Annotated in this window: 13 protein-coding genes; 7 read left to right on the forward strand and 6 right to left on the reverse strand. The window is 72.1% G+C overall.

The features are described 5' to 3' along the window. Positions 1–724: 724 nt before the first annotated feature. Positions 725–1,417, forward strand: a complete 693-nt coding sequence (locus tag ACWEFL_RS12500) for an RNA polymerase sigma factor (protein ID WP_451710871.1) — start codon at positions 725–727, stop codon at positions 1,415–1,417. 190 nt (positions 1,418–1,607) lie between these two features. Here ACWEFL_RS12500 and sucD read toward each other — a convergent pair whose 3' ends face one another. The 5 genes from sucD to ACWEFL_RS12525 all read right to left on the reverse strand — a co-directional run bounded on the left by sucD (position 1,608) and on the right by ACWEFL_RS12525 (position 9,486). Continuing rightward, positions 1,608–2,492, reverse strand: a complete 885-nt coding sequence (sucD, locus tag ACWEFL_RS12505) for a succinate--CoA ligase subunit alpha (RefSeq protein ID WP_451710873.1) — start codon at positions 2,490–2,492, stop codon at positions 1,608–1,610. 15 nt (positions 2,493–2,507) lie between these two features. After that, positions 2,508–3,689: an ADP-forming succinate--CoA ligase subunit beta gene (gene sucC, locus ACWEFL_RS12510; RefSeq protein WP_451710875.1), complete on the reverse strand. Its 1,182-nt coding sequence runs from the start codon at positions 3,687–3,689 to the stop codon at positions 2,508–2,510. A gap of 435 nt (positions 3,690–4,124) precedes the next feature. Further along, positions 4,125–5,480 carry a VWA domain-containing protein gene (locus tag ACWEFL_RS12515; RefSeq protein ID WP_451710877.1) on the reverse strand — a complete coding sequence of 452 codons (1,356 nt, stop codon included), beginning with the start codon at positions 5,478–5,480 and terminating at the stop codon, positions 4,125–4,127. After that, on the reverse strand, positions 5,477–8,374 hold the full coding sequence (locus tag ACWEFL_RS12520; protein WP_451710879.1) for a DUF5682 family protein: 2,898 nt from the start codon (positions 8,372–8,374) through the stop codon (positions 5,477–5,479). Before ACWEFL_RS12520 ends, ACWEFL_RS12515 begins: the two co-directional genes overlap by 4 nt. Continuing rightward, complete coding sequence (locus tag ACWEFL_RS12525; protein ID WP_451710881.1) at positions 8,371–9,486, reverse strand: ATP-binding protein; 1,116 nt, start codon at positions 9,484–9,486, stop codon at positions 8,371–8,373. The genes ACWEFL_RS12520 and ACWEFL_RS12525 overlap by 4 nt, the downstream gene beginning before the upstream one ends. A gap of 117 nt (positions 9,487–9,603) precedes the next feature. Between ACWEFL_RS12525 and ACWEFL_RS12530 the strand changes: the two genes are divergently transcribed. Genes ACWEFL_RS12530 through ACWEFL_RS12545 form a run of 4 tightly spaced genes read left to right on the forward strand, consistent with a single transcriptional unit; the run spans position 9,604 to position 13,792 of the window. After that, positions 9,604–10,983 (forward strand): SWIM zinc finger family protein, encoded by a 1,380-nt coding sequence (locus tag ACWEFL_RS12530; RefSeq protein ID WP_451710883.1) that lies wholly within the window; start codon positions 9,604–9,606, stop codon positions 10,981–10,983. Between the two features lie 33 nt (positions 10,984–11,016). Continuing rightward, complete coding sequence (locus tag ACWEFL_RS12535) at positions 11,017–12,645, forward strand: DUF5691 domain-containing protein (RefSeq protein ID WP_451710885.1); 1,629 nt, start codon at positions 11,017–11,019, stop codon at positions 12,643–12,645. Next, the gene (locus ACWEFL_RS12540) at positions 12,642–13,334 is read left to right on the forward strand and encodes a hypothetical protein (RefSeq protein WP_451710887.1); all 693 of its coding nucleotides are present in this window, start codon (positions 12,642–12,644) and stop codon (positions 13,332–13,334) included. The genes ACWEFL_RS12535 and ACWEFL_RS12540 overlap by 4 nt, the downstream gene beginning before the upstream one ends. Beyond that, positions 13,331–13,792 carry a MarR family winged helix-turn-helix transcriptional regulator gene (locus ACWEFL_RS12545; RefSeq protein WP_451710888.1) on the forward strand — a complete coding sequence of 154 codons (462 nt, stop codon included), beginning with the start codon at positions 13,331–13,333 and terminating at the stop codon, positions 13,790–13,792. Before ACWEFL_RS12540 ends, ACWEFL_RS12545 begins: the two co-directional genes overlap by 4 nt. A 260-nt stretch (positions 13,793–14,052) precedes the next feature. Here ACWEFL_RS12545 and ACWEFL_RS12550 read toward each other — a convergent pair whose 3' ends face one another. Continuing rightward, on the reverse strand, positions 14,053–14,466 hold the full coding sequence (locus tag ACWEFL_RS12550; RefSeq protein ID WP_451711193.1) for a cobalamin B12-binding domain-containing protein: 414 nt from the start codon (positions 14,464–14,466) through the stop codon (positions 14,053–14,055). Positions 14,467–14,809: 343 nt separating this feature from the next. Here ACWEFL_RS12550 and ACWEFL_RS12555 point away from each other — a divergent pair, with 343 nt between their 5' ends. Further along, positions 14,810–15,817, forward strand: coding sequence for an esterase/lipase family protein (locus ACWEFL_RS12555; protein WP_451710890.1), 1,008 nt, complete (start codon positions 14,810–14,812; stop codon positions 15,815–15,817). A gap of 252 nt (positions 15,818–16,069) precedes the next feature. Continuing rightward, a complete protein-coding gene (locus ACWEFL_RS12560) occupies positions 16,070–17,785 on the forward strand; it encodes a M23 family metallopeptidase (protein ID WP_451710892.1) in 1,716 nt (571 codons plus the stop codon). Positions 17,786–17,909 lie beyond the last annotated feature (124 nt).

Below are 17,909 nucleotides of genomic sequence, written 5' to 3' on the forward strand. Positions count from 1 at the left end.
GACGTCGGAGTCACAGACGTCGGAGTCACAGACGTCGGAGTCACAGACGTCGGAGTCACAGACGTCGGAGTCACAGACGTCGGAGTCACAGACGTCGGAGTCACAGACGTCGTCGGAGCGAGAGTCAGAGACAGAGGCCGGCGGGGACGCTGTCTCGGCCACTGCCACGGCCAAGGACGGCCGCCCCTCCGACGACGCGAACGACGCAGCCGACTCAGACGACGCGGACAGCCCGGCGAGTGCTGGTACACCTGCCCGCGCTGGTGCCGGAACCGGGGTCACGGCCCTGGCCAAGACCCCGGACCAAGCGCCGGACCAGCCGACGCGGCCCCGCGCGACCAGCGGCCCGGTCCCCGGCGTCAAGCCCGCGTCCCGCCCGGACCCGGACCCGGACCCGCAATCCCCTCCAGACTCACAGTCTCCCTCAGACTCACAGTCCCCTCCGGAGCCGCAGCAACCGCCGAAGACCGCCGTCCCGCTCGTACAATCCGCCGCCACCATCGAGCCCAAGTCCGGCTCCGGGCTCGCGGCCGGGTCGAGGTTCGGGTCGGGGCCGTACTCCGCATCCGTATCAGGGCCGTACTCCGGGTCCGCGCGCGCGTCCGCGCCGGGGCACGAACTCACCCCGGAAGAGGCGTTCGACGCCCTGTACGAGTTCGCCGCGCCCTCACTCGTACGACAGACCTATCTACTGACCGGTCGGCGCGGTCTCTCGCACGAGGCCATGGAACGCGCCTTCCACCACGCCTGGCAGCACTGGCCCGACGTCGCCTGTGACCGGGACCCGGTGGGGTGGGTGCGGGCCGCCGCGTACGAACACGCCATGTCCCCCTGGCAGCGGCTGCGCCCCGCCCACCGCCATCCCGACAGTCCGCCCCTGGACGAGGCCAACCGGCAGCTGCTCAACGTGCTGCTCCGGCTGCCGCCTCCCTACCGCCGTACGGTGCTCCTCTACGACGGGCTGGGCCTGAGTCTGCCCGACACGGCCGCCGAGACCGAGGCGAGCACCCCGGCGACGGCGAACCGGGTGGTGCACGCACGCCAGGCCATCGCCGAGCGGCTGCCGCATCTGGACACGCCAGAGGCCCTGCACGAACATCTGGTCGCCCTCGCGGCGGCCGGTCCCGTGCCGCAGCCGACCCCGGCCGCGTCCGTGCGGACGAGCAGTGAGCGCCGGGCCTGGTTCTGGACGCGGTTCGCGCTCAGCACGACCGCGCTGATCGTCGGCGCCGCGGGCATCACCCTGGCGGTCGCGCCGACGAAGTACGCCCCCGAAGCGGTGCCGAGCCACCAGGTCGGCGGCGTACCGGGGCACGCCGGGCCGCAACCGCTGACGCAGCAGGACAAGAAACTGCGCGAGCTGCTCCGGTCGGAGCCGGTGAAGGGGCCGGAACGACTGGTGCCCGTCGTCCGGTAGCACCATCGGCCAGCACCATTCGGGGCTCTCGTAAGGTGCGGCTTGTGCAGCGGCTCTTCTTGCGGCCGTGCTCGCGAGCGGTGCTCATGGCGGCCGTTCGGTTCGGCAGGCGGTCGTCACGCGGGTGGGCCCGCGCCTCGGTTCCGAGGCGCGGGCCCACCCGCGTGCGTGACGCTCTCAGGCCGCCGGATCAGCCGCCCAGGATCGCCCTGGCCAGCTCGGCCGTCTCGGTCGGCGTCTTGCCGACCTTGACGCCCGCGGCCTCAAGGGCCTCCTTCTTCGCCTGCGCCGTGCCGGACGAACCGGACACGATCGCACCGGCGTGGCCCATGGTCTTGCCCTCGGGGGCGGTGAAGCCCGCGACGTAGCCGACCACCGGCTTGGTGACATTGGCCTTGATGAAGTCGGCCGCGCGCTCCTCGGCGTCGCCGCCGATCTCGCCGATCATCACGATCAGCTCGGTCTCCGGGTCGGCCTCGAAGGCCGCGAGCGCGTCGATGTGCGTGGTGCCGATGACCGGGTCGCCACCGATGCCGACGGCCGAGGAGAAGCCGATGTCACGCAGCTCGTACATCATCTGGTAGGTCAGCGTGCCCGACTTGGACACCAGACCGATGCGGCCGGGCTTGGTGATGTCTCCCGGGATGATGCCGGCGTTGGACTGGCCGGGGGTGATCAGGCCGGGGCAGTTCGGACCGACGATGCGGGTCTTGTTGCCCTTGCTGATGGCGTACGCCCAGAAGGCGGCCGAGTCGTGGACGGCGATGCCCTCGGTGATGACGACGGCCAGCGGGATCTCGGCGTCGATGGCCTCGATGACGGCGGCCTTGGCGAAGGCCGGGGGCACGAAGAGGACGGAGACGTCGGCTCCGGTCTCCTTCATCGCCTCGGCGACCGAACCGAAGACGGGTACCTCCGTGCCGTCGAAGTCGACGCTCGTACCGGCCTTGCGGGGGTTCACACCGCCGACGATGTTGGTGCCGTCGGCCAGCATCAGCTTGGTGTGCTTCATGCCCGTGGCACCGGTCATGCCCTGGACGATGACCTTGCTGTCCTTGGTCAGAAAGATAGCCATGGTGGTCCGAATCCCTTACTTCGCAGCCGCGGCGAGCTCGGCGGCCTTGTCAGCCGCGCCGTCCATCGTGTCCACGCGCTGCACGAGCGGGTGGTTGGCGTCGGAAAGGATCTTGCGACCCAGCTCCGCGTTGTTGCCGTCGAGGCGGACGACCAGGGGCTTGGTGACGTCCTCGCCCTTGGACTTCAGCAGTTCGAGGGCCTGCACGATGCCGTTGGCGACCTCGTCGCAGGCGGTGATGCCGCCGAAGACGTTGACGAAGACGGACTTGACGTCCGGGTCGCCGAGGATGATCTCCAGGCCGTTCGCCATGACCTCGGCGGAGGCGCCGCCGCCGATGTCGAGGAAGTTGGCGGGCTTCACGCCGTCGTGGGCCTCACCGGCGTACGCGACGACGTCCAGCGTGGACATGACCAGGCCCGCGCCGTTGCCGATGATGCCGACCTCGCCGTCGAGCTTGACGTAGTTGAGGTCCTTGGCCTTGGCGGCGGCCTCCAGCGGGTCGGCCGCGGCCTTGTCCTCGAGCGCCTCGTGCTCCGGCTGGCGGAAGTCGGCGTTCTCGTCGAGGGAGACCTTGCCGTCGAGGGCGATGACCCGGCCGTCGGCGACCTTGGCCAGCGGGTTGACCTCGATGAGGAGCGCGTCCTCGGCGATGAAGGTCTCCCACAGGGTCACCATGATGTCGGCGACCTGGTCGGCGACGTCGGCCGGGAACTTCGCGGCGGCGACGATCTCGGCGGCCTTCTCACGGGAGACGCCTTCGTTGGCGTCGACCGGGATCTTCGCGAGGGCCTCGGGCTTGGTGGCCGCGACCTCCTCGATGTCCATGCCGCCCTCGACGGAGGCCATGGCCAGGAAGGTGCGGTTGGTCCGGTCGAGGAGGTACGAGACGTAGTACTCCTCGGCGATGTCGGGCGCGGTCTCCGCGAGCATGACCCGGTGGACCGTGTGGCCCTTGATGTCCATGCCCAGGATCTGGCCGGCCTTCTCGACCGCGTCATCCGGGGAGGAGGCGAGCTTCACGCCGCCGGCCTTGCCACGGCCGCCGACCTTCACCTGCGCCTTGACGACCGACTTGCCGCCCAGTCGCTCCGTCACCTCGCGCGCCGCCTCAGGCGTGTCGATGACTTCACCGGCCAGCACCGGTACACCGTGCTTGGCGAAGAGGTCCCTCGCCTGGTACTCGAACAGGTCCACGCGCGTCCGTCCCTTTTTCTGATGATCGCGGTTCGTTGTCTGCGTGGGCGTGCCGCGGAGGGCAACGTGACTGCGATGTCACAAGGGAGGCGCACACGGTGTCCGGGCACGCGGCATGTCCGTCTCGCAGGTTATCCCCGTGGAACGTGGCTCCCTAAATCCCAGCCCTTGCCCGGGTGGTGAGAACAGTCACAGATCGCACACCAGGCCATGTCGCGATGGGCTGCGGACCGCCCCCGCCCGCCCCGTGATCAGCACCCCCACCAGCGGCTTCTCTCATCTCCGGATCACGGAGTCACCGGTCCGGAGCCGTGGCCGGGTCATGGCCGGGCCGGGTCGGGGTCACGGCCGGGGTGGGGGTCGGGGCGGCTCCCGTCAGGGGCGGAGGCGGGTCCGGGGCGGCCGGGTCGGAAGGTCCGCTGAGGCCGGGCCGGGTCAGGACGTCGCCGGGTCGGGTATCGGCAGCGGACGCTTCTCGATCGCCGCCGCCATGACGTCCGGGAAGAGGTCCGGCGTACAGGCGAAGGCGGGCGCTCCCAGTGCGGCGAGCGCCGCGGCGTGCTCGCGGTCGTACGCCGGGGTGCCCTCGTCCGAGAGCGCCAGCAGCGCCACGAACTGCACGCCCGAAGCCTTCATCGCCGCCACCCGCTTGAGCATCTCGTCACGGATCCCGCCCTCGTACAGATCGCTGATCAGTACGACCACGGTGTCGGCGGGACGGGTGATCTGGGACTGGCAGTACGCCAGGGCCCGGTTGATGTCCGTACCGCCGCCGAGCTGGGTGCCGAAGAGGACGTCCACCGGGTCGTCGAGCTGGTCGGTGAGGTCGACCACGGCGGTGTCGAAGACGACGAGCCTGGTGGCGATGGAGCGCATGGAGGCGAGGACCGCGCCGAAGACGGAGGCGTAGACGACGGAAGCCGCCATGGACCCCGACTGGTCGATGCAGAGCACCACCTCCTTCTTCACCGACTGGGACGCACGCCCGTATCCGATGAGCCGCTCGGGGACGACGGTGTCGAACTCGGGGAGGTAGTTCTTGAGATTGGCCCGGATCGTGCGGTCCCAGTCGATGTCCCGATGGCGCGGGCGGCTGATCCTCGCCGAACGGTCGAGCGCCCCCGTCAGCGTCGACCTGGTCCGGGTGGCCAGCCGCTTCTCCAGATCGTCGACGACCTTCCGTACGACGGCCCTGGCCGTCTCCTTGGTGGTCTCGGGCATCGCCTTGTTGAGGGAGAGCAGGGTGCCGACCAGATGGACGTCCGCCTCGACGGCCTCCAGCATCTCCGGCTCCAGGAGCAGCGTCGACAGTCCGAGCCGGTCGATGGCGTCACGCTGCATGACCTGGACGACGGAGCTGGGGAAGTACGTGCGGATGTCACCGAGCCAGCGGGCGACGGAGGGCGCGGACGCGCCGAGCCCTGCCGAGCGGTTCTTCCTGGTGTTCCCGGCGCTGCCGCCGGGGCCCCGGCCGGTGCCTGAGCCGCCCTTGCCGTCGCCGTTTCCGTAGAGCGCGGCGAGCGCGCTGTCCATGGCCGCGTCCCTCCCGCCGAGGGAGCAGCCGGTGCCGTCGGCCGCCCCGCCGCCGAGGACGAGCCGCCACCGGCGCAGCCTCTCGTCGGCGCCTGTCCCCCCGTCCGCGCCCGTCCGCCCGGCCTGGGTCCGCTCGTCCCCGCCCGTCCGCCCGGCATCTGTCCGCTCGTCGTCGTGGCGCGGCCGGGGCCGGTCCCGCGTCTCCGTGCCGGCCGCCGTCCCGGTGCCGGGGCTCTCGTGTGCCGTCGTCGTGCTCATCGTCCCGCCCCCGCCAGATTGTTCGTACGGGCACTGTCGCCGCTGCGTGCACCGGTGTCGGTGCTTGTGCCCATGCCGTTGTGCGTGCCCATGCCGGTATCGGTGCGCTTGCCCGCGCGTATGCCCCCGCCCGCGTCTATGCCTGTGCTCGCGCCCGCGCCCGTGCCTGTGCCATCGGTGCCGAGGAGCAGCCGGAGTACCGGGAGCACGGCGTCCGCGCGCCGCTCGTCGAGGCCGGGGCCGAAACCGGGCAGCGCTCCCCCGATGGCCGCCCCGCCGCCCGGTGCCGCCACCGGGCCGCGCCGGACCAGCTCGCCCAGAGTGCGGCGCACCCCCGGTTCGTACGCGGAGAAGGTGCGGCGCAGCAGCGGCAGCACATCGGTGAACGCCTCCGGCGGCACGCCTGTCAGCCAGGCGTCGACCAGACCGAGCAGACGCTCGTCGTGGACCAGGAGCAGTCCGCCGCCGGACGCGCCGCCGACGAAGCCCTCGATCCACGCGGCCGACTCGGTGGGCGGGGTCCCGGGCGACAAGGCGAGGCTCATCAGCCGGGCGGCCCCGTCCTCCGTCAGCCGTCCGTCGTCGAGGAGGAGGCGGGCGGCCCGGCCCCGGATCACTCCGGCCACGGTGTCGCGGGCGGCGAGCCGGTGCAGTGCGGCTTCCCAGCGCCCGGCCAGCTCCCCGGCGGTCGGCAGCAGCCCTATAGCGGTGTGAACGGCGTCCAGGTGGCGGCGCATCGCGTCCGCCCCTTCGGCGTCGAGCCCGGTGCACGCGGGCGGCAGGCCGACGCAGACGCGCTCGGCGATACCGCTCGCGACCTCGGCGAGGGCGGCGGTGTCCGTGGATCTCACATCCCCGTACCGCAGGGAGCGGGCGAGGGCGGGCAGGGCCTCGGCGAGCCGGCCGACGTCCGTGTCGAGCGCGGCGCGGTCGGCGAGGGCGCGCATCACGACGGGGAGCGCGTCGGTCAGTCCGGCCGGCAGGCACTGCTCGGCGAGCGAGGTGACCTCGGCGAGGGCGGTGGCGGCGAGGGCCTGGTGCTCGGCCTTGGCCGTGGCGGCGGAGAGAACCGTGGTGCCCCACACCCCGGCTTCGGCGACCCGCACGAACAGCTCGGGCTCCCAGCGCAGCCGCCAGCTCTCCCGGAATGTGCCCGTGCTGCCGCGTCCCGCGACCGGCTCGCCCCAGCCGATGGAGAGCAGCCGCAGCCGGTGCAGCAGCCTGCTCTTCGCCGCGTCGGTCTCCTTGCGCAGATCCAGTTCCAGCTCGCGCTCCAGCGCCTCGGGCCTGAGCCGCAGGCCGCGCAGCGTGCGGTTCAGGTCCCGCTGCAACGGCACGGCGGGTGCCGTGTCGGGCACTTCACCGAGGACGTCCCCGACGACGAGCCGGTCGCGGACGAGATCCAGCGGCACATCGGAGCCGTCGCACATCACGGCCCGTACGGCGTCGGTCGTCTCGCTCAGCCCGGCGAGAGGGCGTCCGCGCATCACGGCCAGCGTCTCGGCGAGCCGGACGGCTTCGATGACGTGGGCCGACGACACGATCCGGTCCTCGTCCCGGAGCAGCCCCGCGACCTTGGTCATCCATCGTTCGATCGGCCGGTCCCGTGCCTGGAAGAGATGCCCGTACCAGCCGGGCGAGTCGATCCCCGCGCCGTATCCGCTGCGCCGGGCGAGCCTGCGGTGGGTCCAGGGCACCCAGGTCATCTCGACCTTGATCTTGGGCAATCCCTTGAGGAGCCCCTTGTCGGCGGAGACGGTGGCCTTCTCCGCCAGCGCGGGCACATGCCAGGCCCCGCAGACGACGGCGACATCGTCCCCGAACTCCTTGCGGGCGGCCCGCAGCTGGAGCCGCATATACGCCTCGCGGGCCAGATCCCGCTCATGCCCGCCGTGCCCGTACATCGCGCGGAGCGCGGTCATGGCTTCCCCGAGCGCGATGAACGGCTCGTACGCGTCGCTCCGGCCCCCGTCCTCCCCGCCGCCCTCGCCGTCCCCGTCGGCCGGGTCGCTCCGGTCGGTCGCCCGGCCCTGGCCGCCCAGGTCGCCACGGGTGTCCGTACCCCGGTGCTCGATGACGTCCTCCCACCATCGCTCGGGATCGTCGTAGCCGGCGATCCCGGCGAGCACGGCGATGGGGTCGATCCGCAGCTCCGCGCCACCGGAGGCGTCCACGTCGTGCGCGCCGTGCGGGAGGTCGGTGTCATCCGTTCCGTCCGCGCCGGTGTCAGGGTCTCGGGGCCGCGCGCCCGCGTCCGGACCCGGCTCCTGCGGGTGTCGCCCGGTCTCGGGCTCGACGGCGGCTCCGGGCGGCCGGGCGCCGGGGACCGCGTCCCACTCGGGATCGCCGACCGCGCTCGGGCCGGACGGCTCGGCGTCCGGCGGTCCGGGCGCCGCGTCGGGCCGATGTGTCCCCTCGGGCGCCGGACCCGTCGGCGGACCGTCCACCGCGGCACGGCCGGTCGGAGCGCGGTCGACGGGAGGATGGTCGGCCAGGGCACCGTCGGCCGGATGGGGATCGGCCGGCGCGCGGTCGGCCGCGTCCGGGGCCGCCACCGCCTCGTCCGCCGCCGCCCAGGCCAGCGAGTAGGCCGCGGGCAGGTCGATGAAACGCACGGGGACGCCCTGCCCCGACGCCCAGCGGATGGCCACCCACTCCGGGGAGAACTCGGCCAGCGGCCAGAACGCGGCCCGGCCGGGGTCGTCCACCGCGTGGGCCAGCAGGGCGACCGGTGGACGCATCTGCTCGTCCGAGGCGAGCGGGAGCAGCGCGTCGCCCTCGGGCGGGCCCTCGATCAGGACGATACGGGGCCGTGCCGCCTCCAGCGCGGCCAGGACCGCGCGCGCCGAACCCGGCCCGTGGTGGCGGATGCCGAGGAGCAGGGGGCCTGTCATGCGCTCACCTCACGGCAGGCGCGGTAGAAGTCCTTCCAGCCGTCGCGCTCGCGGACCACCGTCTCCAGATACTCCTGCCATACGACACGGTCGGCGGCCGGATCCCGGACGACCGCGCCGAGGATTCCCGCCGCGACGTCGCCGGGTCGGAGCACACCGTCGCCGAAGTGGGCGGCGAGGGCGAGCCCGCCCGTCACGACGGAGATCGCCTCGGCGGTCGAGAGCGTGCCGGACGGCGACTTGAGCTTGGTACGGCCGTCGGCCGAGACGCCTTCCCGCAGCTCCCGGAAGACCGTGACCACGCGGCGGATCTCCTCAAGGCCCTCGGGCGCGGCGGGCAGATCGAGCGAGCGCCCGATCTGGTCGACGCGCCGGGACACGATGCCGACCTCCGCTTCGGGTGTCGCGGGCAGCGGCAGCACCACGGTGTTGAACCGGCGGCGCAGCGCGCTGGAGAGGTCGTTGACCCCTCGGTCGCGGTCATTGGCCGTGGCGATGAGGTTGAAGCCGCGGACCGCCTGTACTTCCTGGCCCAGCTCCGGCACCGGGAGGGTCTTCTCGGAGAGGATCGTGATGAGCGAGTCCTGCACGTCCGCGGGGATACGGGTCAGCTCCTCGACCCTCGCCGTCATGCCGTCGGACATGGCGCGCATGACGGGGCTGGGGACGAGCGCGTCGCGGCTCGGGCCGTGGGCGAGCAACTGCGCGTAGTTCCACCCGTATCGGATCGCCTCCTCCGGGGTGCCGGCGGTGCCCTGCACGAGCAGGGTGGAGTCACCGCTGACGGCTGCGGCCAGATGCTCGGACACCCAGGTCTTGGCGGTGCCGGGGACGCCGAGCAGCAGGAGCGCGCGGTCGGTGGCGAGGGTGGTGACGGCGACCTCGACGATCCGGCGCGGTCCCACGTACTTCGGTGTGATCACCGTGTCCGTGCCCGGGAGCGGGCCGCCGAGGAGATAGAGGGCGACGGCCCACGGCGACAGCCGCCAGCCGGTCGGGCGCGGCCGGTCGTCGGCCGCGGCGAGTGCCTTCAGCTCGTCGGCGAAGGCGTCTTCCGCGTGCGGTCGCAGAGCCTCGGCGGGCGTCGCCGAGACCGATTCGGACATGGTCATGATTCCCCCTCCAGATCGTTCGACCCGATGTGGTTCCCACCCTGCACCACGCCACTGACAATGGGTCATCTCCGCAGGTCAGAGCGATTGTCAGTGGTGGCGCGTAACGTCGTCGGCATGAATCAGCAGGGGGTGCGCTGGTCGTCGGAACAGGTGCTGGCACTGGCTCCTGACGATGCGTCACGCAGAGCGGGAAGCAGACTCGGCACGGCGGCGCCGTGGGCCGAGGCGGGCAGCAGCGGCGCGGGCGCCGTGTGGGGTCTGTGCAAGGGCAGTGGGAGCAAGCCGTATCAGACGGTCGTCGACACGGCGGGCCCGGCGTACAAGTGCAGTTGCCCGAGCCGGAAGTTCCCGTGCAAGCACGCGCTGGGGCTGCTGTTGCTCTGGGCGGCGGACGAGGAAGCGGTGCGGGCGGGCACGGCGCCGGCCTGGGCCGACGAGTGGTTGGAGGGGCGTCGCAGGCGTACGGAGAACGAGCAGGGCGAGGCGGGCGGCGGACGGCCCGCGAAGACGGCCGACCCCGAGGCGGCCAGGCGCAGAGCGGAGCGAAGGTCAGGGCGGATCACCGCGGGGGCGACCGAGCTGGAGCAGCGGCTGAGGGATCTGGTGCGCGGCGGGCTGGCGACGGCAGAGCAGGCGGGGTACGGGCTGTGGGAGGAGACCGCGGCCCGCATGGTCGACGCGCAGGCGCCGGGACTGGCGGCGCGGGTACGGGAGTTGGGGGCGATTTGCGGGTCGGGTCCGGGCTGGCCGGTGCGGTTGCTGGAGGAGTGCGCGCTGATCCATCTGCTGGACTCGGCCTGGCTGGGGCTGGAGCGGCTTCCGGAGCCGCTGGCCGCGACCGTCCGGACCAGGGTCGGGTTCACCGTGCCCGTCGAGGGCCCGCCGGTGCGGGACCACTGGCTGATCCTCGCTCAGTACGACTCGTCCGAAGGGAAGATCGTCACACGCCGTATATGGCTGCACGGGCGGGAGTCCGGGCGGACCGCGCTGCTGCTGTCCTTCGGGGCCGCGGGCCGGGCACCGCAACTGGCGCTGCCCGTGGGGATGACGGTCGAGGCCGAGCTGACCCCCTATCCGGGCGCGGGGCAGCTCCGGGCGGACCTGGGTGAGCTGATGGGAGGGCCGGTTCCGATCGCCGGCCCGCCGCGCGGCAGGCCGGTCGCGGCGGCGCTCGACGCGTACGGGCGGGCCCTGCGCGACGATCCCTGGCTGGACTCCTGGCCGGTGACGCTGTCGGACGTGATACCCGTTCCCGTCCCGGACGGCACGGGCGGGACGGGCATGGGCGCGGGCGGATGGCAGTTGGCGGACGCCCGCGGCGGAGCCGCGCTGCCCATCGCGCCCGCCGCTCTCTCCCGCCCCGGACTGTGGAAGCTCGCGGCGGTGTCCGGGGGCGGGCCGGTCACCGTGTTCGGGGAGTGCGGGCATCAGGGTGTGACGCCGCTCGCCGTCTGGGCGGCCGGTGCCCGACCCGAGACGGTCCCCCTGATCTGAGCAATCTGATCTGCGAACGCGACGGAGGACGCCATGACCAGCATCACCAACGCCTCACTGTGGGAAGAGCTGATGACCTCGGCCCTTCTCGGCACGGACCGCCGCACACCGCCGGGCGCGGTCATGACACCGGGCGGGGACGCTCCCGGCGCGCTGTTGGACGCGGCGGCGCTCCACACCGTACGGCGCAGGGCCGGGGCGCTTCCCGCGCCCGCGGCGGCGCGGCCGGAGCCCGCGCCGCACGACGGCCGGCCGGGGCTGCCCGCGTCGGCGCGAGCGCGGCTGGCCCAGTTGCTGGCAGACCGGGCCGCCCCGGCGTCCAGTGGACGCCGGGGTTCGGCCCCCGATCTGACGGAGTTGCTGCCCCAGTGGCTGGCCGCGGCCAATGAGCACGCCTATCAGGCTCCGCCGTCCCTGCTGCCCGCGCTGCTGGACGCGGCGCGGGCGCGTACGGACCTCCGGCCGCAGGCGCTCGCCTTCGCCGGGGCGCGCGGACTGTGGCTCGCCCGGTTCAACCCCGAGTGGAAGTTCGCGCTGCGCGGCTCGGCGGGCGGCGGTGCGCTCCTTCCCGACCCGGCCGACGCGGAGGCGGTCCAGAGGCTGTGGGAGGAGGGGCTGTTCGCCGAGCGGGTCGCTCTGCTGGGCGCGGTCCGGGCGCGGGACGCCGGCCGGGCGCTGGCGCTCCTGTCGGGGACCTGGGCGACGGAGCGCGCCGAGGACCGGCTGATGTTCCTCGACTCCTTGCGCACGGGACTGTCCGCCGCGGACGAGCCCTTCCTGGAGCGGGCGCTCACCGACCGCAGCCGCAATGTCCGCGCGACGGCGGCGGAACTGCTCTCCGCGCTGCCCGGCTCGGCGCTCGCCGGACGGATGGCGGCTCGGGCGGCGGCCTGTCTGCGGCCGGAGCGGACCGCCGAGGGGACGGTGGCCGCCGTCCGCGCGCCCCGCGCATGCGATGAGGCCATGCAGCGGGACGGCGTCGTCCCGTCCCCTCCCACCGGCCGGGGCGAGCGTTCGTGGTGGCTGGGCCAGTTGGTGGAGGCGGCCCCGCTCTCCGTCTGGGCCGGCCGGTTCGGCGGGCGTACCGCCGGGGAGATCGTCGCGCTTCCGGTCGCGGACGGCTGGCGGGACGAACTCCACGCCGCCTGGTGCCGCGCGGCGGTGCGCCAGCGGAACGCCGAGTGGTCCCGCGCCCTGCTCGGCGCCCCCGGACTGCCGCCCGAGGTGGGCCCCGGCACCTCGTCGCTGGCCGAGCGCGCCAAGCTGCTCGCCACGCTCCCGGAGGAGGAGCGGGCGGTATGGGTCGCGGAGTTCATAGCGGCGCACGGCCTGTCGGAGGCGTTCCAGCTGCTGGGGGTCTGCGCGGTGCCCTGGGCGGAGCCTCTGGGCCGTTCCGTGGTCGACGCTCTCGACATAGCCCGCGAGGCGGGCAGCTACCCGTGGAGCTTCAGCGGCGTGATGGGACTCGCCGAACGCTGCCTGTCCCCCTCGGAGGCCAGGCGTCTCGACCTTCTGACGGCGACGCCCGACGAGGAGGAGGACGCCTCTCCCGGTGCGGGCGGCTACTGGTCGGAGGCGTTCCAGCGGCTGGTGTCGACACTGCGCCTGCGGGAGGCCATGTACCGCGAACTGGAGGAGCCCGCCACCGCGCCGGCGCCGTGACCCGAGCCCGACGGCTCGACACCGGGATCCCCAGGAACTTCGACGAGCCGCTCGACGGCTGGTTCACCCACCTGGCCTGGAGCATCGACCTGCGACTGTCGGGCCCCTTCGTCCGCGCCAGCGAGCGGCGCTCCGACTGCCAACGCCGACTGGCGAAGCTGGCGGCGCAGCTCACCGAGGATGGCAAGGCCGTGACAGCGCATGCCCTGGAAGTCACGGTGATCCCGCCGATCAAGGGTGGCCCTCAGTACGACTCGGCACTGCTCGTTCACTCCGGTGAGCCCTTGACGGACACGCTCATCGAGCGCGTCCGGGAGCTCGGCCTTCCCTCCCCGAAGCTCGCCCTGACCGCACGGAACTCGGGCAGGTTCGGCGACACCGAAGGGCGGGGCGGCGAGATCCTGCTGAACCACTTCGCCGGATCCACCACGCCCCCGAAGGCCGTGGACGCCTGGAAGTCAGTGTCGGAGTGGTACGCGAACAGGCTCGGCGTCGACAACTCGACGCTGCTCGAGTTCACGCCGGACGCGCCGTTCCTGATCATGAACTACGCCCGGCTGCCCGGAAAAGTTGTTCCGTTTCTCGCGGGCCAGCTCACCCGCCCGAGCTTCTACAGCGTCGTGCGCCGGCAATTGCACGAGGCGGGCATTTCCCCGTTCCCGCTGTTCGCCAGGAGGCTGGACGCATGACCACGTCCCCGCAGACCAGTGAGCTGCTTCTGCTGGCTCTCCGGCGACTCCGCACCGATCTGGCGAGCTACGACCGCGCCGTCGCCGACGCCGCGCGCCTCAAGGAGAGCGACCTCACCGTGCTGGAAGTGCTCCACCGTGAGGGGCCGCGGACGCCGACCGCGTTGGCACGGAGAACGAGCACCCATCTGGCGACGATGACCGGTGTGCTGACCCGGTTGGAGAAGGAGGGATGGATCGAACGACACCCCGACGCCACCGACCGTCGTTCGATCCGCATCCACGCCACCAGCGTCGAGCGGTTCAAGGCGCTCTACGCCGACGGCATCGAGCGCTTGGACGCACTGTTCCAGGGATGGACCGCTGAGCAGGCGCAGGCTTTCCTGAGCGCGGCCGACGACATCAGCCAGGCCATGGAGGCCCTGGCCACCACTCCGACGGACCAGCCCGATCGCTGAGACCGGAGCGGACGCGGGCCCCGGCCCGTCACCGCACACCAGTCACCGGCCGGGCTCGTCAGGACGGCGTCGCCCGGCCCCCTCACAGCCCGGACGCCCGGACGCACCCCGGCCGGAGGCCCGCTTACGCGGACGGCGCGAACGGCGAAGCCGCCGGGCCGCCAGGGACGGAAGCAGCCGGGCCCCTCAGCGCCCGGCGTCGCTTCCGTACAGGCATCCGCACAGGCATCCGCACAGGTGTCCGTACAGGTGGGTGAAGATCAGGCCCCGGCCGGCTGGCGCACGTTCGCGTTAACCCAGTCGACGATGGACGCCGTCGTCGCCCCCGGAGTGAAGATCTCCGCGACGCCCTTCTCCTTCAGGGGCGGGATGTCGGCCTCGGGGATGATGCCGCCGCCGAACACCTTGATGTCCTCCGCGTCCCGATCCCTGAGAAGTTCGAGGACCTTCGCGAAGAGGGTGTTGTGAGCACCCGAGAGGATGGAGAGGCCGATCGCGTCGGCGTCCTCCTGGATCGCGGTGTCGACGATCTGCTCCGGGGTCTGATGGAGACCGGTGTAGATGACCTCCATGCCCGCGTCCCGCAGAGCCCGCGCGATCACCTTGGCTCCGCGATCGTGCCCGTCGAGACCCGGCTTGGCCACCACTACGCGGATAGGACCGGTCACACCCATCTCTGCCTCCACACCACTGTCTCCGCCACGAGTGAACGATCGTTATCTACAGCATCCCGCACCCGGCCGTTTCGCGGTGGCCGGGGAGGGGGAAATCACACATGGGACAAGTTCGCTATGCGTCACCCCCGCATCATGTGGCACACCGGCCACAGCGGAGGTGATCGCGAGGGAGCCGCTTCGGGGCCGTTCCACCGGGCCGTGAGCCGCACGGCACGGGAGTGCGGTCCACTCTGATGGCCGGGCCGCCGCCGAGAGTCGGCAGCGGGCCGGAGGGCGAAGGGGCTCCGCAAGGGCACATGGGGACAGAGTCGTCGCCTGTGTGCCGTACGGAGGTCGGCCCATGAAGGTTCTGCCTTTCCTTCCCCCGAGTCTGAGCCCCGTGGGCATGCTCACCGCGAGTCTGCAGACCGTGCGACAGCTGCAAACCCTCTGTGATCTCCGCGTCGATCTCCGCGTACCGGCCGTGGTGCTGCGCGCCACGGCCCTTGAGCTGGCGATCCTCGCGGGACATCTGCTGCTCTACCCCTCCGGCCTCATCCAGGAGCGGCCCGCACCCGACCATCCGGACCCCGGACCGGACCTGGCCCCGGGCCTGGGGCGGACCATGGGCCCGGCCCTGCCCCCGGACGCACGCGCCGCAGAAGCGCCGGGCGCGGAGACATCCGGCGCTGAGGCTCCCGCCCCGCCCACCGCTCTGCCCCTCGGGAGCCCGGACCACCCGCCCGTCGTCCTCCTCCACGGCTTCGCCGACAACCGCTCCGTCTTCGTCCTGCTGCGCCGGTCCCTCGCCCGCAGCGGCTGGCACCATCTGGAGTGCCTGAACTACTCCCCGCTGACATGCGACATCCGAGCCGCCGCCGAGCTGCTGGGACGGCATATCGAGGAGATCTGCGCCCGCACCGGGCGGCGTGAGGTGGACATCGTCGGCCACAGCCTCGGCGGCCTGATCGCCCGCTACTACGCACAGTGCCTCGGCGGCGACCTACGGGTACGGACGCTCGTCACCCTCGGCACACCCCACTCCGGCACGACCGTCGCCCCGCTCGCGAGCGCGCACCCGATCGTGCGCCAGATGCGCCCCGGCTCGGACTTCATCGAGGAGCTGCGAGACCCCGCCCCCGGTTGCCGGACCCGCTTCGTCAGCTTCTGGAGCGATCTCGACCAGCTGATGACCCCGGTCGAGTCGGCACGGGTCGACCATCCGGATCTCCTCACGGAGAATGTGCGGGTCAGCGGGATCGGCCATCTCGCCCTGCCCGTGCACCCCGCTGTCGCCGCCCGCATCCGCGAGTCGCTGGAGGCCAGCGAGTTCCCGGCGAAGAGCGAGGGAGCCGTCTCGGTCGCTTGAACGACCGAATGCCTGGCCCAGAACCTCACGGCCGGTCACGAATCATCGAACGCGTTTCGAACATACGGCCAAAGCTCTGCCTCGGCTCCCCGAAAGACGCTCGAATGCCCGTTTCCTGAACGGGCAAAACCTGCGGAAGATTGTCGCCGTCGCATACCGCCGGGTACAGTCGCGCCACTGGTTCCCCTCTGGGACCCGTCTGCTCCATGGCCCCAGAATCCAGGTCCTGCTGCCGAGGCGAGAGAGAAGTTGGTGAACGACCAGCACGCCCACGCCGGGTACGTCGGCCACGACAGTTACCCCACAGGCAGCTTTGGCACCGATCCGCTCTTCGGTGCTCTCCCTGGCGACCAGGGGGGTTACGAGACCGGCCACAGCGGTCAGTACGACTCGACCCAGTGGGACACCGGAACTCACGGAACCACCGGCTACGACATGTACGGCGCGCCCGAGCCGGCACACCAGCCTCACGAGGTGCATGAGGCGCACGGAACTTTGCGGACCGAGCAGGCGCAGGGTTTCGCCCCGTACGACGCGACGGGCCAGTGGGACGCCTCCGCCTGGAACCAGTCGACCGAGACCGGCCGGTTCGAGACCGCGGCGGCCACCTTCTCGTACGACGCCACCGGGCAGTGGGCGGCGCCCGCCTTCGAGACCGGGACCTATGACGCCACGGCCTGGAACGCCGACGGCGCGGATCCCCTCCCCCTCGTACCTCAGCAGTACACGCCCGAGCAGGAGCTGGGCGGTTACGGCGGCGTGGCTGAGGCCGACGACTTCCCCGCCGAGTTCGCCTCGGGAACCCACTCGGGAACCCAGGAGTTCGGTCCCGAGCTGATGCGGGAACTCGACCAGCAGCTCGGCGCGGACACGCCCGAGTACACGGACGCTCACGAGTACGCGGAGACGCCCGAGTTCGCCGGGGCCTCCGAGTACCAGGTCCCCGACTTCGGCACCTCGGGTTACGGGACCGAGGAGCCTCACCACCAGGCGTACGGGACCGAGCCCGCCGACACCGGTACGACCGCCGAAGGGGTCGCCGAAGCCGCCGCGGCCCCGGCCCTCGGCTCGCCCGGCGAGCACGACGGATCCGGCGACCCCGACAGCCTCGGCGACCTCGACAACCTCACCGGTGCCGACGGTCTCGGGCCCGGCCGGGAACACGGGCTTCTCACCGGTGCCGCCCCCGTAGCCCCTCGCCCGGTCCGCCGTGCCGGCAGCGGCGGTGGCCGCGGCCGTCGCCGCACTCCCGCGAAGCGCTCCGCGCTCCTCACGGTCGCCGTGCCCTCCGCCTGTGTCATGGGCGTCGCGGGCATCGCCGCCGCCTCCGTCGGAGGTCTCGGCGGCGAGACCAAGCAGGAGACGACCAAGCTGGCCGCCGCCGACGCGCCCTCTGTGAAGGCTGCGTCGGCCAACAGCAAGCTGGACACCCAGCTCGCCGCGCTCAGCGCCGAGGCCCGTGACTTCGGCGATCGCGCCTCCCGCACCCAGGAGCGCATCGATCTGAAGGCGCGCCAGAAGGCGGAGCGCCAGAAGCGCGAGGAAGAGGCCAAACGGCGCGAGCTGCTGCGCCCCAAGTTCGCGCTGCCGGTGAAGCAGAAGGGCCTCAGCACCTACTACGGCCAGTCCGGCGTCAACTGGATGGCCCTCCACACCGGTATCGACTTCCCGGTGTCGTACGGCTCCGAGGTGATGGCGGCCACCGACGGCACCGTCCGTACGCAGTTCAACAGCGCCTACGGAAACATGGTCATCGTGACCGCGCCCGACGGCACCGAGACCTGGTACTGCCATCTGGCGAGCGCCAAGGTCCGCTCCGGCAAGGTCAAGGCCGGTGACGTCATCGCGTACTCCGGGAACTCCGGCAACTCCACCGGCCCCCACCTCCACTTCGAGGTCCGGCCGGGCGGCGGTTCGACGATCAACCCGCTGACCTGGCTCCAGAGCCACGGTCTCAGCCCGGTCTGATCACAGTCCCATCTGAATCACAGTCCTATCTGATCACAGCCCGGTCCGAACAGAACCCGGTCCGAACAGAACCCGGTCCGGTCGCAACCCGCCTACGTCGAGCCCGGTCGATCCACGACCGGGC

It is taken from the genome of Streptomyces sp. NPDC004838, assembly GCF_053600955.1.